We start from the raw sequence: 16894 nt of genomic DNA on the forward strand, positions 1-16894 counted from the left end.
TGGTGCTTTTGATGACCCCATCGCCAGCAGACTGGCTCCCACAGGTTCGGTGTGAACCCCGTGGGAGCCAGCCTGCTGGCGATGGCGGACGGTCAGGCGACGAAGATCACGCGCCCGGAACGAAGTGCTTCTGCGCCGTGCCGCGGGCGATCAGGCGGGAGATGTAGTCGAGCTTCTGCGCGTCCTGGTCGACGAAGCGGAAGGTCAGTTGCAGCCAGTCGCTGTCGGGTTTCGGCTCGTGCGCAACGACGGCGTGCAGGTAGCCGTTGAGGCGGGCGATTTCGGCGTTGTCGCCCTGCTCCAGATCGAGCACGGCGCTATCGAGAATCTGCGGCAGGGTGTCGGTGCGTTTCACCACCAGCAGCGCTTCCTTGATGCTCAGGGCCTTGATCACGCATTGCTGGGTGCCGCTTGGCAGGCGCAGTTGACCCTGACCGCGACCGCCGGCCGGAGCGCTTGAGGCTGCTGGCGCTTTCACCGGCGGGCTGTTGAGCAGACCACGCTGTGGCGCGGCGGCAGGTGCCGGGGCTGCAGCGGCAGGCTTGGCAAACGGGTTGGCCGCAGCAGCAGCCGGAGCGGAACCGACCACGGCAGCCTTGCCGCCGGTCAACGCGCTCAGGGAGTCGTTGCCGAACGCCGAGTTCATCTTGGTTGGAGCGCTGTTCATCAGAGTGTCGAGCTTGCCGACCTTGTTCAGGGCCTGCTTGACCTTGGTCAGCAGTTGCTCGTTGGTGAACGGCTTGCTGACATAACCGGTAACACCGGCCTGGATCGCCTGCACGACGTTTTCCTTGTCGCCCCGGCTGGTGACCATGATGAACGGCATGGTCTTGAGGTTGTCCTGCTCACGGCACCAGGTCAGCAGTTCGAGACCGGACATTTCCGGCATTTCCCAGTCGCACAGCACCAGGTCGAAGGCTTCCTTGGCCAGCATGGCCTGGGCCTTCTTGCCGTTGATGGCGTCCTCGGTGCGGATCCCCGGGAAGTAATTACGCAGGCACTTTTTCACCAGGTCACGAATGAACGATGCATCGTCCACGACCAACACACTGATCTTGCTCATCCAACACCCCTATTAAAATCCCGGCAAGCATAACGCTGGCTGATGGCACATTGCCAAAACTCTTCAGTCACGCCGGGACTTTTCGTTCGCGGGTGCTGCTTTTTATTTCGGTTCTGCCTATGAAAAGCAGAAACAAAAACGCCCGGCCAAAGGGCCGGGCGCTTTTCTCAGGCAATCTTACTTATCGTCAGCATCGCCCGGAACATTAGCGGTTTCGCCACTTGTCCCTTCAACTTCTTCCTTCATGCGCTTGAGGCCCATGTGCCGCACGTCGGTACCGCGCACCAGGTAAATCACCAGCTCGGAGATGTTGCGCGCGTGGTCGCCGATCCGCTCAAGCGAACGCAGCACCCAGATAATGCTCAAGACCCGCGAGATAGAGCGCGGGTCTTCCATCATGTAAGTCGCCAGCTCGCGCAGGGCGGTCTTGTATTCGCGGTCGATGATCTTGTCGTATTGCGCCACCGACAGCGCCAGGTCGGCGTCGAAGCGGGCGAAAGCGTCCAGCGCATCGCGGACCATGTTGCGCACCTGGTCGCCGATGTGGCGAACCTCGACGTAACCGCGCGGCGCTTCGCCTTCTTCGCACAACTGGATCGCACGGCGGGCGATCTTGGTCGCTTCGTCGCCGATGCGCTCAAGGTCGATCACCGACTTGGAGATGCTGATGATCAGACGCAGGTCGGAGGCCGCCGGCTGACGACGGGCCAGAATGCGCAGGCATTCTTCGTCGATGTTGCGTTCCATCTGGTTGATCTGGTCGTCGATCTCGCGCACTTGCTGGGCCAGGCCCGAGTCGGCCTCGATCAGCGCGGTGACCGCGTCGTTGACCTGTTTCTCGACCAGCCCGCCCATGGCCAGCAGGTGGCTGCGCACTTCTTCCAGTTCGGCGTTGAACTGCGCGGAAATGTGATGGGTAAGGCCTTCTTTACTAATCATGTTGGCGTCCTTGGAGCGTCCGGTAAGGTGCGGCGGGCCGCAGCGTCAATTCTGTGAATAACCCGCAACTGTCAGCCGTAACGACCGGTGATGTAGTCTTCGGTCTGCTTCTTGGCCGGATTGGTGAACAGGGTATCGGTGTCGCCGAATTCCACCAGTTTGCCCATGTACATGAACGCCGTGTAGTCGGACACCCGCGCCGCCTGCTGCATGTTGTGGGTCACGATGACGATGGTGAACTTGGATTTGAGCTCGTAGATCAACTCTTCGACTTTCAGGGTCGAGATCGGGTCGAGTGCCGAGCACGGTTCGTCGAGCAGCAGCACTTCCGGTTCCACGGCGATAGTACGGGCGATCACCAGACGCTGTTGCTGACCACCGGACAGGCCGAGGGCCGAGTCATGCAGACGGTCTTTGACTTCGTCCCACAGGGCCGCGCCTTTCAGTGCCCACTCGACGGCTTCGTCGAGGATGCGCTTCTTGTTGATGCCCTGGATGCGCAGGCCGTAGACCACGTTCTCGTAGATGGTCTTCGGGAACGGGTTAGGCTTCTGGAACACCATGCCGACCCGGCGACGCAGCTCGGCCACGTCTTCGCCCTTGCGGTAGATGTTGTTGCCGTACAGGTTGATCGCGCCTTCGACGCGGCAGCCGTCCACCAGGTCGTTCATGCGGTTGAAGGTACGCAGCAGCGTGGACTTGCCGCAGCCGGACGGGCCGATGAAGGCGGTCACGCGCTGTTTCGGGATGTTCATGCTGACGTCGAACAGCGCCTGTTTCTCGCCGTAGTACAGGCTCAGGCCCGGTACTTCGATGGCCACGGTTTCCTGCTCGAGGTTCAGGCTCTGCTTGTCGCGGCCCAGGGCAGACATGTTGATGCCGTGGGTATGTGTTTCGTGCTGCATGGGAGATCCCCTGTGCTAACAAATTCGGTTCGGTTGGCTGCCGGGATACAGGCCGGCAGCCCTTCAATTCTTGTGACGGCGATCAGCTGTCCAGCGCCTTGTACTTCTCGCGCAGGTGGTTACGGATGTACACCGCCGACAGGTTCAGGGTGGCGATCACCAGCACCAGCAACAGCGCCGTGGCGTACACCAGCGGCCGCGCGGCCTCGACGTTCGGGCTCTGGAAGCCGACATCGTAGATGTGGAAGCCCAGGTGCATGATCTTCTGATCCAGGTGCAGGTACGGGTAGTTGCCGTCCACCGGCAGCGACGGCGCCAGTTTCACCACACCCACCAGCATCAGCGGCGCCACTTCACCGGCGGCGCGAGCCACGGCGAGGATCATGCCGGTCATCATGGCCGGACTGGCCATCGGCAGAACGATCTTCCACAGGGTTTCAGCCTTGGTCGCGCCGAGGGCCAGCGAGCCCTCACGCACGGTGCGCGGGATACGCGCCAGACCTTCCTCGGTGGCCACGATCACCACCGGCACCGCCAGCAGCGCCAGGGTCAGCGAAGCCCAGAGCAGACCCGGCGTACCGAAGGTCGGTGCCGGCAGCGCTTCAGGGAAGAACAGACGGTCGAGCGAGCCACCGAGCACATAGACGAAGAAGCCCAGACCGAACACGCCGTAAACAATCGCCGGAACACCCGCCAGGTTGTTCACCGCGATCCGGATCACCCGGGTCAGGGTGTTCTGCTTGGCGTATTCACGCAGGTACACCGCCGCCAACACGCCGAACGGGGTCACGATCATCGCCATGATCAGGGTCATCATCACGGTGCCGAAGATCGCCGGGAAAATCCCGCCTTCGGTGTTCGCTTCACGCGGGTCGTCGGACAGGAATTCCCAGACCTTGCTGAAGTAGAAACCGATCTTGGTGAACGTCCCCATCGCGTTCGGCTGGTAGGCGTGAACCACTTTGCCCAGGCCGATTTCGATTTCCTTGCCGTTGGCATCGCGAGCGGTCAGCGCGTCACGGTTGAACTGCGCGTGCAGATCAGCCAGACGGGCTTCGATGTCCTGATAGCGGGCGTTCAGCTCGGCGCGCTCGGATTCCATGTCCGCTTGCGCGGTGGCGTCGAGCTTGCCTTCCAGCTCCAGCTTGCGACCGTGCAGACGGATGCGCTCGAGGCCGGCGTTGATTGCGCCGATGTCGGTTTTTTCCAGCGACTTGAGCTGCGCGGCGAGGCCGTTCACGCGGTTGATCCGCGCCTGCAGCTCAGGCCAGGCCGCTTCGCCTTCGGCGATCACCTTGCCGTCCTGTTTGACGTTGACCAGGTAGCCGTAGAAGTTGCCCCACTCACGACGCTCCAGCGCCATCAGCTCCGGCGGATTCTTCTGGTCGGTCAGCCACTCGCCGACGATCCAGGTGAAGTCGTTGCCGTTCAGGTCACGGTTGCCGACCTTGATCAGCTCGCGGGTCATGAATTCCGGACCTTCGTCCGGCACCGGCAGGCCGGCGCTCTTCAGACGGGCGCGCGGCACTTCTTCTTTCTGCACCACTTCGCCCACGACCAGATGCTGGCCCTGGCCCGGTACGTCATAGCTGGCGTGGATCAGATCCGCCGGCCAGAAGTGACCCAGACCGCGCACGGCGATCACCGCCAGCAGGCCAATGGTCATGATGACCGCGATGGACACCGCGCCGCCGCTGATCCAGACGCCGGGGGCGCCGCTCTTGAACCATCCTTTCAGGGAGTTCTGTTTCACAGACTTCTACCTTTGCTTAAAGCGACGAGTATTTCTTGCGCAGACGCTGACGAATCAGTTCCGCGAGGGTGTTCATGACGAAGGTGAACAACAGCAGCACCAGCGCCGAGAGGAACAGCACGCGGTAGTGGCTGCCGCCGACTTCCGACTCCGGCATTTCCACCGCGACGTTGGCGGCCAGGGTGCGCAGGCCTTCGAACAGGTTCATTTCCATGACCGGGGTGTTGCCGGTGGCCATCAGCACGATCATGGTTTCACCGACCGCACGGCCCATGCCGATCATCAGCGCCGAGAAGATGCCCGGGCTGGCGGTCAGGATCACCACGCGCGTCATGGTCTGCCACGGCGTGGCACCGAGGGCCAGCGAGCCCAGGGTCAGGCCGCGCGGCACGCTGAACACGGCGTCTTCGGCGATCGAATAGATGTTCGGGATCACCGCAAAACCCATGGCCAGACCGACCACCAGTGCGTTGCGCTGGTCGTAGGTGATTCCCAGGTCGTGGGAAATCCACATGCGCATGTCACCGCCGAAGAACCAGTTCTCCATGAAAGGGCTCATGTACAGCGACAGCCAGCCCACGAACAGGATCACCGGAATCAGCAGTGCACTTTCCCAGCCGTCCGGGACTTTCAGGCGGAGCGATTCAGGCAGACGACTGAAGGTGAAACCGGCGATCAGAATGCCGATCGGCAGCAGCATCAGCAGGCTGAAGATACCCGGCAGATGCCCTTCTACATACGGTGCGAGGAACAGACCGGCGAAGAAACCGAGGATCACCGTCGGCATCGCTTCCATCAGCTCGATCACCGGCTTGACCTTGCGGCGCATGCCCGGGGCCATGAAGTACGCGGTGTAGATCGCAGCGGCGACGGCCAGCGGTGCGGCCAGCAGCATCGCGTAGAACGCGGCTTTCAGGGTGCCGAAGGTCAGTGGCGACAGGCTCAGTTTCGGTTCGAAATCGGTGTTGGCGGCGGTCGATTGCCAGACGTATTTAGGCTCGTCGTAGTTCTCGTACCAGACCTTGCTCCACAGTGCGCTCCACGAGACTTCCGGGTGCGGGTTGTCGAGCAGCAGCGGTTGCAGCTTGCCGCCGGCTTCGACGATCACGCGGTTGGCCCGTGGCGACAGACCGAACAGGCCCTGGCCTTCGACGACTTGATCGACCAGCAAGGTGCGGTGCGCGGTGCTGTGGAACACGCCGAGCTTGCCGCTGGCATCCAGGGCCAGGAAGCCCTTGCGACGTTCTTCGGCGGAAATTTCAACGATCGGCGTGGTGCCCATCTGGAAGGTGCGGATCTGCTTCAGGCGCAGCTCGCCATCGGTGTCGCGGGCCATGAACCACTGGGCCAGGCCACCCTTGGAGTCACCGACGATCAGCGAGATACCACCGACCAGTTGCGTAGTCGCAGTGACTTCAGCGTCAGCGTTTTCCAGCAGCTTGTAGCGACCGTTGAGGCTCTTGTCGCGCAGGCTGAACACGTCGGCCTGAGCACGCCCGTTGACCACGTACAGCCATTGCTGGCGCGGGTCGACGAAGATGTTTTTTACGGGCTCGGTCATCTGCGGCAGATCGATACGCTTCTGCTCGTTGGTGACTTCGCCGGTCATCATGTTTTCTTCGCTGGTCAGCGACAGCACATTCAGTTGCGAACCGGTGGAGCCGACCAGCATCAGGGTCGAATCGGTGGCATTGAGGCTGACGTGCTCCAGCGCACCGCCACTTTCGTTCAGCGCGATCGGTGTCTCGCCGTACGGGTACTCAATGGCCGGGGTGATGGTCTTCTTGCCATCCGGGTAGCTGACTTTATAAGTGTGACGGAACACCAGCGCCTGGCCGTTGGACAGGCCCACGGCCACCAGCGGATGGCCCGGCTGGTCTTCGCCGATGGAGGTCACACTGGCGCCTGCCGGCAGGGGCAGATCGACGCGCTTCAGTTCAGCGCCACTGTCGATGTCGAAGAACAGCGCCTGGCCCTTGTCGGAAACGCGCATGGCCACCTGATTCTGCTCTTCGAGCGAAATCATCAGCGGCTTGCCGGCGTCCTGCATCCAGGCCGGGGTGAGTGCATCTTTCGCGGTCAGGTCGGCACCTTTGAACAGCGGCGCGACCACGTAGGCGAGGAAGAAGAAAATCAGGGTGATGGCTGCCAGCACCGCCAGACCGCCGACGAGGACGTACCAGCGGGTGAAGCGATCCTTGAGCGCGCGAATGCGGCGCTTGCGTTGCAACTCAGGCGTATTGAAGTCAATGCGCTTGGGAGGGTTCGTAGTCATTTTGGAATTGGCCAGATCATTCATGCGCACACCCTAGCGATCCTGTATGACAGAAAGATGACAATGCAGTGACGCACCAAATCCGCCGCCAGCAGGGCACTGGCAGTGGATAGAAGAATTCGGGGAGTGTGGGGGCCGGGCCGCTTGCGGGCCGGGCCCCACACGTGAGTCAGGCGGGGTTCACCCCTGACTCAGTTTGTTACTTTTTTGCGACTTCAGCGCCGCCTTCCTGCAGACCCAGGTCAGCCAGTGCTTTTGCAGCAACCTTGGCCGGCAGCGGGATGTAACCGTCTTTCACGACCACTTCCTGACCCTGTTTCGACAGAACCAGTTTCACGAACTCGGCTTCCAGCGGGGCCAGAGGCTTGTTCGGGGCTTTGTTGACGTATACGTACAGGAAACGCGACAGCGGATACTTGCCGTTCAGGGCGTTTTCTTCGGTGTCTTCGATGAAGTCCGAGCTGCCTTTCTTGGCCAGGGCCACGGTTTTCACGCTGGCGGTCTTGTAGCCGATGCCCGAGTAACCGATGCCGTTCAGCGAGGAGCTGATCGACTGCACGACCGAAGCCGAGCCTGGTTGTTCGTTGACGTTAGGCTTGTAGTCGCCTTTGCACAGGGCTTCTTCCTTGAAGTAGCCGTAGGTGCCGGATACCGAGTTACGGCCAAACAGCTGAACCGGCTTGTTGGCCAGGTCGCCGGTCACGCCCAGGTCGCCCCAGGTCTTCACGTCGGCTTTGGCGCCGCACAGGCGGGTGGACGAGAAGATCGCGTCAACCTGTTCCATGGTCAGGTGCTGGATCGGGTTGTCCTTGTGCACGAAGACAGCCAGGGCGTCCACGGCAACCGGGATAGCGGTTGGCTTGTAGCCGTATTTCTGTTCGAAGGCCGCCAGTTCGGTGTCCTTCATCTTGCGGCTCATCGGGCCCAGATTGGAGGTGCCTTCAGTCAGCGCAGGTGGCGCGGTGGCGGAGCCAGCGGCCTGAATCTGGATGTTTACGTTCGGGTATTCTTTTTTGTAGTTCTCGGCCCAGAGGGTCATGAGGTTGGCCAGGGTATCGGAGCCGACGCTGGACAGGTTGCCCGACACACCAGTGGTCTTGGTGTAGCTCGGGATAGCAGGGTCAACAGCGGCAACCGCGTTGGCGGTCGCAACGCCAGCAGCGACAAAAGTCATTGCCGCCATCAAACGCTTCAGTTTCATGCCTTACTCCTAGCAGATAGGGTGTGTTAAGTCGGGGCCAAGTATCAGCAGGCCGTGTGAACACTCTATGGCTGAAATATGACAATTGGATGAAAGGCCAGCATCCCTGTCGGAAGGCTGGCCTTTCAGTTGTAACCGCAAGTGTGAAGTTGGCTTAGCGACCTTTGCTCCACAACCACGCGCCGACCAGGATCCCCATCCCGCACAGCACCGCCACATAGTAGGCCGGCCCCATCGCGCTTTCTTTCAGCAGCAGGCTGACGACCATCGGGGTCAGGCCGCCGAAGATCGCGTAAGCGACGTTATAAGAGAAGGACAGACCGCTGAAGCGCACCACCGGCGGGAAAGCCTTCACCATCACATAAGGCACCGCGCCGATGGTGCCGACCAGAAAACCGGTCAACGCGTACAGCGGGAACAGCCAGTTCGGGTGATCGGCGAGGCTGTGGTAGAAGGTCCAGGAGCTGGCCAGCAGAGCCGCGCAGCCGAACACAAACACGCGTCCGGCACCAAAGCGATCAGCCAGCGCGCCGGAAATGATGCAGCCAAAGCTCAGGAACACGATCGCCAGGCTGTTGGATTGCAGCGCGGTGGTCGGCGAGAAGTGATAGACCGTCTGCAGCACGGTCGGGGTCATCAGGATCACCACGACGATGCCGGCGGACAGCAACCAGGTCAGCAGCATCGACACTGCAATGGCCCCGCGATGGTCGCGCAGTACGGCGCGCAGCGGCACTTCTTCGGCCAGGGCCTTGCGCAGTTGCAGTTCGGCGAACACCGGGGTTTCGTGCAGCCAGCGACGCAGATAAACCGAGAACAGGCCGAACACGCCACCCAGCAGGAACGGAATCCGCCAGGCGTAATCGGAAACTTCCGTTGGCGTATAGAGGCTGTTGATCGCGGTGGCGACCAGCGATCCCAGCAGGATGCCTGCCGTCAGGCCGCTGGTCAGGGTGCCGCAGGCGTAGCCGATGTGCTTGCCGGGTACGTGTTCGGAAACGAAGACCCATGCCCCCGGTACTTCGCCGCCAATCGCCGCGCCCTGGATGACGCGCATCAACAGCAGCAGGATCGGCGCCCACAGGCCGATCTGCGCGTAGGTCGGCAGCAGGCCCATGATCAGGGTCGGCACCGCCATCATGAAAATGCTCAGGGTGAACATCTTCTTGCGCCCCAGCAGGTCGCCGAAGTGCGCCATCACGATCCCGCCCAGCGGCCGCGCGAGGTAGCCGGCGGCGAAGATGCCGAAAGTCTGCATCAGGCGCAGCCACTCGGGCATGTCGGCCGGGAAGAACAATTTGCCGACCACGGTGGCGAAGAACACAAAAATGATGAAATCGTAGAACTCCAGCGCGCCCCCCAGGGCCGAAAGCGACAGAGTCTTGTAGTCATTGCGGGTCAACGGTCGTGCGGGTTGGTCGGGCTGCGCGAGGCTCGAGGGCGCTGTGGTCATGGCAAGGTCTTCTCTTATAGTCGGATCTGCCGCCACAACAACGCTGGCTGTGGCTCGGGCAGGTTCGGCACCATAGCAAATTGTTCGAAAAAGCACATAGAGGTGCGTATTTGCCGGTCGAAATCAGAACCGGACGGTCGTCGCGGAGTCTACCGACCGATATACTCGCAACCTTGCTCCGGTTTGTAGGGGGTTGCTGTGCGAAAACGTCGTTGGCCCGGCCTTTGCTCGGGATTAGCCGGTTTCGCAGAGTTTCTCCTTAGGCGCCTGATGGAAAACGTGACGAACGTAGTATGTTCGGTGCTGAATCGTTTTTCCCGAAGACGGCTACCACCAGCAGCACCAACGAAGAGTCACGGGTCAGAGGCACCCCCGGCATGATAGAGCTCGAACAAGAAGATCCGATCCCGCAAGGCGACCTGGCCCTGCAAATCACCGCACTTCCCCGCGAAACCAACGGCTTCGGCGATATTTTCGGCGGTTGGCTGGTCGCACAGATGGACCTGGCCGGCACGGCCATGGCCAGCCGTGTTGCCGGTGGCCGTGTCGCGACCGTCGCCATCGACCGCATGGCGTTTCTGGTGCCGGTGGCTGTCGGCGCGCAATTGTCCTTTTATACCCAGACCCTGGAAATCGGCCGCAGCTCGATCCAGATGATGGTCGAGGTGTGGAGCGACGACCCGCTGTCCAGCGAGTGGCGCAAGGTGACCGAAGCGGTGTTCGTGTTCGTTGCCATCGATGGCAGCGGTCGCACCCGCTCGGTTCCGCCACGCGCACGTTAAACCTCGCGACCGTTTCACGGTCGATAGTCGTCCAAGTTGCTGATCGAGAGTTGTCCCATGAACACGCCCAACGTTGAAGCCGTGAAACTGGATGAACTGAACTGCTGGCGCATCCGCCACGGTCAGGCCGAAGTGCTGGTGGCCCAGCAAGGCGCGCACATCCTCAGTTATCAGATCGATGGCCAGCCGCCAATCATCTGGCTCAACGACAAGGCCGTGTTCAAGACCGGCCAGAGCATCCGCGCCGGTGTGCCGGTGTGCTGGCCGTGGTTCGGCAAGTTCGAACGCAACCCGCAGAGCGTGCAGGCCATGTACACAGGTGCGCAACCGGCCCCCGCGCACGGCTTGGTGCGGGCAATGGATTGGGAGCTGGGCGGCATCGAATCAGAGGCTGACGGCGTCAAGGTCGAATTCAGGCTGCCCCACCCCGAAGGCGGACTGCCGGGCTGGCCGCATCAGGTCGACCTGACCCTGACCCTGCATTTGTCCGAGCAATTGCAGTTCAGCCTGACCAGCCACAACCGTGGCAACGACACCGTCAGCCTCAGTCAGGCGTTGCACACGTATTTTTCCGTCAGCGATGTGCGCAATGTGCGCGTCGCCGGCGTCGATGGCTTGAACTACATCGAGACCCTGGACGACTGGAAGACCTGCACCCAGCAAGGCGACCTGCACTTTGCCGGCGAAACCGACCGCATTTACCTCGACGCCCCGCCGCAATTGAGCATCGTCGACCCGGCCTGGGAGCGGCGCATTGTGCTGACGGCTACCGGCTCGCGCACGGCGGTAATCTGGAACCCGTGGATCGACCGCGCGGCAGCACTGGCCGACATGGACAACGACGGCTGGCAACGCATGCTGTGCATCGAGACGGCGAATGTAATGGACGACGTTGTGACTTTGGCGCCAGGTGCTAGCCATACGATGGGCGTCAGCGTCGGCAGCAAGCCGCTTTAACCAGTACCGCAAAACAAAATGTGGGAGCGAGCCTGCTCGCGAATGCGTTATGTCAGCCACCCTTCAAGTGTCTGATACACCGCTTTCGCGAGCAGGCTCGCTCCCACAGCTGTTTTGGGGTGACTATTACAGATCCGATTCCTGCACCACCCGCACCTTGTCCGCTTCCAGCGCATACGCCGCATCGGCCAGGTCGTTGCTGACCTTTTCGATCTTCAGCGTGCCGGTCACCCATAACGGCGTGTAGATATCGTCCAGCTTCAAACCCTTCGGATAGCGCACCAGCACCAGTTGATTCGGTGGCGGTGGCGGCACATGGATGCAGGCGCCCGGGTACGGCACCAAGAAGAACAGCGTGCTGCGACCCTTGGCGTCGGATTCCAGCGGCACCGGATAACCGCCGATGCGGATGTGTTTGTCATTCATCGACGCTACGGTCTTGGTCGAATACATCACCGCCGGCAAACCTTTGGCCTGCTTCATCCCGCCTTTCTGGGTGAAGGTGCCGGTGGCTTCCGGGGAGTTGTGGTCGATTTCAGGCATGGCCTCGAGGGCTTTCTGGTCCGACTTGGGCATCAGTTCCAGCCAGTCGGTTTCCGGCAGTTCGCCGGCGTGGGCCAGACCGCTGCCCAGCAAAAGGAGAGTCAACAGAAGACGGCGCATGAAGGTGCTCGGTAAAGGATGCTCGAAAAGGGAGGGGACGCTGAATCGCCGAGCATTTTAGCCCTCCCCGCCGGATTGGCGGAGAGGACTTTGTCGCTTTGAATCAGTTCTTTTTGATCAGGCCGTAGATCACCAGCAATACGATGGCGCCAACCAGCGCACCGATGAAACCTGCGCCCTGACCGGCCTGATAAATGCCCAGAGCCTGGCCGCCATAAGTGGCTGCCAGCGAACCGCCGATACCGAGCAGGATGGTCATGATCCAGCCCATGCTGTCATCGCCCGGTTTCAGGAACCGCGCCAGCAGGCCGACGATGAGGCCGATAAAGATGGTTCCGATAATTCCCATGGCATTTCCCTCTGAATGGTAGATATGCGATGAAGCCTAGCCAGACTTTCGCATCCTGCCATCAGAGAACGGCGGCCCCGCAATGGTTCCGCCGCTGCCAGATGAAACTGTCGTTACTCGGCGATCAGCGCTTCGACCTTGAGGATCTGCTGCTCGAGGGTCGCCTTGTCCTTGCAGCGCAGGTTGGCGTGACCGACCTTGCGCCCGGCCTTGAAGGCCTTGCCGTAATGATGCAGGTGGCAATCGTCGATGGCGATGACCTTCTCGACCGGCGGCACCACACCGATGAAGTTGAGCATCGCGCTCTCGCCGACCTTGGCGGTCGAACCCAGCGGCAGACCGGCAACGGCCCGCAGGTGGTTTTCGAACTGGCTGCACTCGGCGCCTTCGGTGGTCCAGTGCCCGGAGTTGTGCACGCGCGGGGCGATTTCGTTGGCCTTGAGGCCACCGTCGACTTCAAAGAACTCGAACGCCATCACACCGACATAATCCAGCTGCTTGAGCACGCGGCTGGAATAGTCTTCGGCCAGGGCCTGCAGCGGGTGATCGGAGCTGGCGACCGACAGCTTGAGAATGCCGCTGTCGTGGGTGTTGTGCACCAGTGGATAGAATTTCGTCTCGCCATCGCGGGCGCGCACGGCGATCAGCGACACTTCACCGGTGAACGGCACGAAGCCTTCCAGCAGGCAAGGCACGCTGCCCAGTTCGGCGAACGTACCGACCACGTCTTCCGGCTTGCGCAGGACTTTCTGGCCCTTGCCGTCGTAACCCAGGGTGCGGGTTTTCAGCACGGCCGGCAGACTGATCGACGCGACGGCGGCGTCCAGGTCGGCTTGCGACTGGATGTCGGCGAACGCCGGGGTCGGAATCCCCAGGTCCTTGAACATGCTCTTCTCGAACCAGCGGTCGCGAGCGATGCGCAGGGCTTCGGCGCTCGGGTAGACCGGCACGAATTGCGACAGGAACGCCACGGTTTCCGCCGGGACGCTTTCGAACTCGAAGGTCACCAGATCGACTTCATCGGCCAACTGGCGCAGATGATCCTGATCGCCGTAATCGGCCCGCAGGTGTTCGCCCAGCGCAGCGGCGCAAGCGTCCGGCGCAGGGTCGAGGAAAGCGAAGTTCATGCCCAGCGGAGTACCCGCCAAGGCCAACATGCGACCCAACTGGCCGCCACCGATTACACCGATCTTCATCTCAACAACCTCAGGCAATACGTGGGTCTGGATTGTCCAGGACGCTGTCTGTCTGCTCGGCACGGAAGGTTTTCAGTACCGCGTGGAATTGTGGATGCTTGGCGCCCAGGATGCTCGCCGACAACAGCGCGGCGTTGATCGCGCCGGCCTTGCCGATGGCCAGGGTGGCGACCGGAATACCGGCCGGCATCTGCACGATCGACAGCAGCGAGTCGACGCCCGAAAGCATCGCCGACTGCACCGGCACGCCCAGCACCGGCAGGTGGGTCTTGGCCGCACACATGCCTGGCAGGTGGGCTGCGCCACCGGCACCGGCGATGATCACCTCGATGCCGCGGCCTTCAGCCTCTTCGGCGTACTGGAACAGCAGATCCGGGGTGCGGTGGGCAGAAACCACCTTGACCTCGTACGGGATGCCGAGCTTTTCCAGCATATCGGCGGTGTGGCTAAGGGTGGACCAATCGGACTTGGAGCCCATGATCACGCCAACCAGTGCACTCATCGTCGCGCCTCTTCTCTCTGGGCGCCCGCAGGCGCGTCAAAAACAACAAGCCACGCAGGATGCGTGGCTTGTTGTAGGAAAAATGGCCGGACGAACCGGCCGAAGGCCGCGCAGTATACCGCAAAGAAAGCAATAAACAGCCCCCGTTGCGACCATCTGTCATCTGCCGCAAAAGCCCGGTTTTATTGACTTTAAGGTCAGCGACAGAACACCGCAAATCCCCTGTGGAACCGGGCAGGCTCGCTCCCGATTGGCGCTGCAGTCACTCAGGAAGCTTGTGCTGCACCACCTTCAAGCTTGCGCCACAACAACCGCACATTGGCCTTGCGCACCAGCGCGCAGCGGTACAGGCGAATCTCCAGCGGCACATGCCATTGCGCACCGCCGCAGACCACCAGTTCGCCACGGGCCAGTTCGGCCCGCACGCTCAGTTGCGGAACCCAGGCGATACCAAGGCCTTCCAGCGCCATGCTTTTCAGGCTGTCGGCCATGGCGGTTTCATAAATCGTGGTGAAACGCAGCTGACGCTGGCGCAGCAAGCCATTCACCGAACGCCCGAGAAACGCTCCGGCGCTATACGCCAGCAACGGCACACTGCCCTCTCCTTCCAGATCGAACATCGGTTTGCCATCGGCATCCGCCGCGCACACCGGGAGCATTTCGGTCTGGCCCAGGTGCAGCGACGGGAAGATTTCCGGGTCCATCTGCATGGCGGCGTCCGGGTCATAGAACGCCAGCATCAAGTCGCAGCCACCTTCACGCAGCGCGTGCACCGCGTCGCCAACGTTGGTCGCGACCAGCCGGGTGGCGATGTTCAGGCCTTCATTGCGCAGTTGCGCGATCCAGCGCGGGAAGAAACCGAGTGCCAGCGAGTGCGCCGCTGCGACCTGGATCACTTCGCCCTGCCCGCCTTCCAAGTGATGAAGGTGGCGCAACACTTCACCGAGCTGTTCGACCACGGTGCGCGCGGTTACGAGGAACAATTGCCCCGCCGCCGTCAGCTCGATCGGCGTGCGCGAGCGGTTGACCAGCGTCAGCCCGAGCGCCGCTTCCAGGCTGCGGATCCGCCGGCTGAAGGCCGGCTGGGTCACGAAGCGCCGTTCGGCCGCCTGCGAGAAGCTGCGGGTGGCGGCCAGAGCACTGAAGTCCTCGAGCCATTTGCTTTCCAGATTCATCACGTCCTCCCGGACACGCACCAAAACAGGTCACACGTCTGCCGCGCACGCGGCGTCACACGGGCATTATGCCGAATGTGCATAGGGCAGTGTTTAACAGCATTGGCCCAAAAATTCCCACAAGCCTAGCATTCGCAGCGTTCCGGCACAGACCGGGTCCCTATCGAGATGATTTCTATCATGTCCTCCGCTGCATCATTCCGCACAGAAAACGACCTGCTTGGCACCCTCGAAGTCCCTGCTCAAGCGTATTACGGCATCCAGACCCTGCGAGCGGTGAACAACTTCCGTCTCTCTGGCGTTCCGATTTCGCACTACCCGAAGCTGGTTGTCGGTCTGGCAATGGTCAAACAGGCCGCTGCTGACGCCAACCGCGAGCTGGGTCACCTGAGCGAAGCCAAGCACGCTGCCATCAGCGAAGCCTGTGCCCGTCTGATCCGCGGCGATTTCCACGAAGAGTTCGTGGTCGACATGATTCAAGGTGGCGCCGGTACCTCCACCAACATGAACGCCAACGAAGTGATCGCCAACATTGCTCTTGAAGCGATGGGTCACCAGAAAGGCGAATACCAGTACCTGCACCCGAACGACGACGTGAACATGGCGCAGTCGACCAACGACGCCTACCCGACCGCGATCCGCCTGGGTCTGCTGCTGGGTCACGACGCGCTGCTGGCCAGCCTCGACAGCCTGATTCAGGCGTTCGCGGCCAAGGGTGAAGAATTCAACCACGTCCTGAAGATGGGTCGTACCCAGCTGCAAGACGCCGTGCCGATGACCCTGGGTCAAGAGTTCCGCGCATTCGCCACCACCATGGGCGAAGACCTGGCCCGTCTGAAGACGCTGGCCCCGGAACTGCTGACCGAAGTGAACCTGGGCGGCACCGCGATCGGCACCGGCATCAACGCCGACCCGCGCTACCAGGCCCTGGCCGTACAGCGTCTGGCCCTGATCAGCGGTCAACCGCTGGTTCCGGCCGCCGACCTGATCGAAGCCACTTCCGACATGGGCGCCTTCGTGCTGTTCTCCGGCATGCTCAAGCGCACCGCGGTCAAGCTGTCGAAGATCTGCAACGACCTGCGCCTGCTGTCCAGCGGCCCGCGCACCGGCATCAACGAAATCAACCTGCCGGCGCGTCAGCCAGGCAGCTCGATCATGCCAGGCAAGGTCAACCCGGTGATCCCGGAAGCCGTGAACCAGGTGGCGTTCCAGGTCATCGGTAACGATCTGGCGCTGACCATGGCAGCCGAAGGCGGCCAACTGCAACTGAACGTGATGGAGCCGCTGATCGCCTTCAAGATCCTCGACTCGATCCGCCTGCTGCAACGCGCCATGGACATGCTGCGCGAGCACTGCATCGTCGGCATCACCGCCAACGAAGCGCGCTGCCGCGAACTGGTCGAACACTCGATCGGTCTGGTCACTGCACTGAACCCGTACATCGGCTACAAAAACGCCACCCGCATCGCCCGTATCGCCCTTGAAAGCGGCCGCGGCGTGCTGGAACTGGTGCGCGAAGAAGGTCTGCTCGACGAAGCCATGCTCGCCGACATCCTGCGCCCGGAAAACATGATTGCTCCGCGTCTGGTTCCGCTCAAAGCCTGAGCCGACGCGTGACTTGTAGCACCGCTCACCAGGTCGAGGGACTAGACACCTCTCACCTTTTGAGGGCTTGGGGATG

Annotated in this window: 15 protein-coding genes; 3 read left to right on the plus strand and 12 right to left on the minus strand. The window is 61.7% G+C overall.

All coding sequences use genetic code 11. From position 1 onward, the window contains the following. Positions 1-106 precede the first annotated feature (106 nt). From L6D74_RS02565 to L6D74_RS02595, 7 genes are all read right to left on the minus strand, one after another. Positions 107-1063 (minus strand): response regulator, encoded by a 957-nt coding sequence (locus L6D74_RS02565; RefSeq protein WP_011336612.1) that lies wholly within the window; start codon positions 1061-1063, stop codon positions 107-109. 177 nt (positions 1064-1240) lie between these two features. Further along, positions 1241-2002, minus strand: coding sequence for a phosphate signaling complex protein PhoU (gene phoU, locus L6D74_RS02570; protein ID WP_007954334.1), 762 nt, complete (start codon positions 2000-2002; stop codon positions 1241-1243). 71 nt (positions 2003-2073) lie between these two features. Beyond that, a complete protein-coding gene (gene pstB / locus L6D74_RS02575) occupies positions 2074-2907 on the minus strand; it encodes a phosphate ABC transporter ATP-binding protein PstB (RefSeq protein ID WP_007954333.1) in 834 nt (277 codons plus the stop codon). An 82-nt stretch (positions 2908-2989) separates the two neighbouring features. Continuing rightward, a complete protein-coding gene (gene pstA, locus L6D74_RS02580; protein ID WP_064600499.1) occupies positions 2990-4660 on the minus strand; it encodes a phosphate ABC transporter permease PstA in 1671 nt (556 codons plus the stop codon). Between the two features lie 16 nt (positions 4661-4676). Continuing rightward, positions 4677-6710 (minus strand): ABC transporter permease subunit, encoded by a 2034-nt coding sequence (locus tag L6D74_RS02585; RefSeq protein WP_236187696.1) that lies wholly within the window; start codon positions 6708-6710, stop codon positions 4677-4679. A 424-nt stretch (positions 6711-7134) separates the two neighbouring features. Further along, on the minus strand, positions 7135-8136 hold the full coding sequence (locus tag L6D74_RS02590; RefSeq protein ID WP_064600501.1) for a phosphate ABC transporter substrate-binding protein PstS: 1002 nt from the start codon (positions 8134-8136) through the stop codon (positions 7135-7137). Between the two features lie 154 nt (positions 8137-8290). Continuing rightward, on the minus strand, positions 8291-9589 hold the full coding sequence (locus L6D74_RS02595) for an MFS transporter (RefSeq protein ID WP_064600503.1): 1299 nt from the start codon (positions 9587-9589) through the stop codon (positions 8291-8293). Positions 9590-9966: 377 nt separating this feature from the next. On the opposite strand from L6D74_RS02595, the gene L6D74_RS02600 reads away from it, so the two are divergent. After that, the gene (locus tag L6D74_RS02600) at positions 9967-10371 is read left to right on the plus strand and encodes an acyl-CoA thioesterase (RefSeq protein WP_003229628.1); all 405 of its coding nucleotides are present in this window, start codon (positions 9967-9969) and stop codon (positions 10369-10371) included. Between the two features lie 57 nt (positions 10372-10428). Continuing rightward, on the plus strand, positions 10429-11328 hold the full coding sequence (locus L6D74_RS02605) for a D-hexose-6-phosphate mutarotase (protein WP_236187599.1): 900 nt from the start codon (positions 10429-10431) through the stop codon (positions 11326-11328). Between the two features lie 126 nt (positions 11329-11454). On the opposite strand, the gene L6D74_RS02610 is transcribed toward L6D74_RS02605, so the two are convergent. From L6D74_RS02610 to L6D74_RS02630, 5 genes are all read right to left on the minus strand, one after another. Next, positions 11455-11991, minus strand: coding sequence for a DUF3299 domain-containing protein (locus L6D74_RS02610; RefSeq protein ID WP_064379774.1), 537 nt, complete (start codon positions 11989-11991; stop codon positions 11455-11457). A 103-nt stretch (positions 11992-12094) separates the two neighbouring features. Next, positions 12095-12340, minus strand: a complete 246-nt coding sequence (locus L6D74_RS02615) for a GlsB/YeaQ/YmgE family stress response membrane protein (RefSeq protein WP_003229635.1) — start codon at positions 12338-12340, stop codon at positions 12095-12097. Positions 12341-12453: 113 nt separating this feature from the next. Then, positions 12454-13536: a 5-(carboxyamino)imidazole ribonucleotide synthase gene (locus L6D74_RS02620; protein WP_236187600.1), complete on the minus strand. Its 1083-nt coding sequence runs from the start codon at positions 13534-13536 to the stop codon at positions 12454-12456. Between the two features lie 10 nt (positions 13537-13546). Beyond that, the gene (gene purE, locus L6D74_RS02625) at positions 13547-14038 is read right to left on the minus strand and encodes a 5-(carboxyamino)imidazole ribonucleotide mutase (RefSeq protein ID WP_007954291.1); all 492 of its coding nucleotides are present in this window, start codon (positions 14036-14038) and stop codon (positions 13547-13549) included. A gap of 266 nt (positions 14039-14304) precedes the next feature. Further along, positions 14305-15213, minus strand: a complete 909-nt coding sequence (locus L6D74_RS02630) for a LysR substrate-binding domain-containing protein (RefSeq protein ID WP_236187601.1) — start codon at positions 15211-15213, stop codon at positions 14305-14307. Positions 15214-15393: 180 nt separating this feature from the next. Here L6D74_RS02630 and aspA point away from each other — a divergent pair, with 180 nt between their 5' ends. Next, positions 15394-16818 (plus strand): aspartate ammonia-lyase, encoded by a 1425-nt coding sequence (aspA, locus tag L6D74_RS02635; protein WP_039765095.1) that lies wholly within the window; start codon positions 15394-15396, stop codon positions 16816-16818. Positions 16819-16894: the final 76 nt, after the last annotated feature.

The sequence above is a fragment of the Pseudomonas pharyngis genome (genome assembly GCF_021602345.1).
GTDB classification, from domain to species: Bacteria; Pseudomonadota; Gammaproteobacteria; order Pseudomonadales; family Pseudomonadaceae; genus Aquipseudomonas; species Aquipseudomonas pharyngis.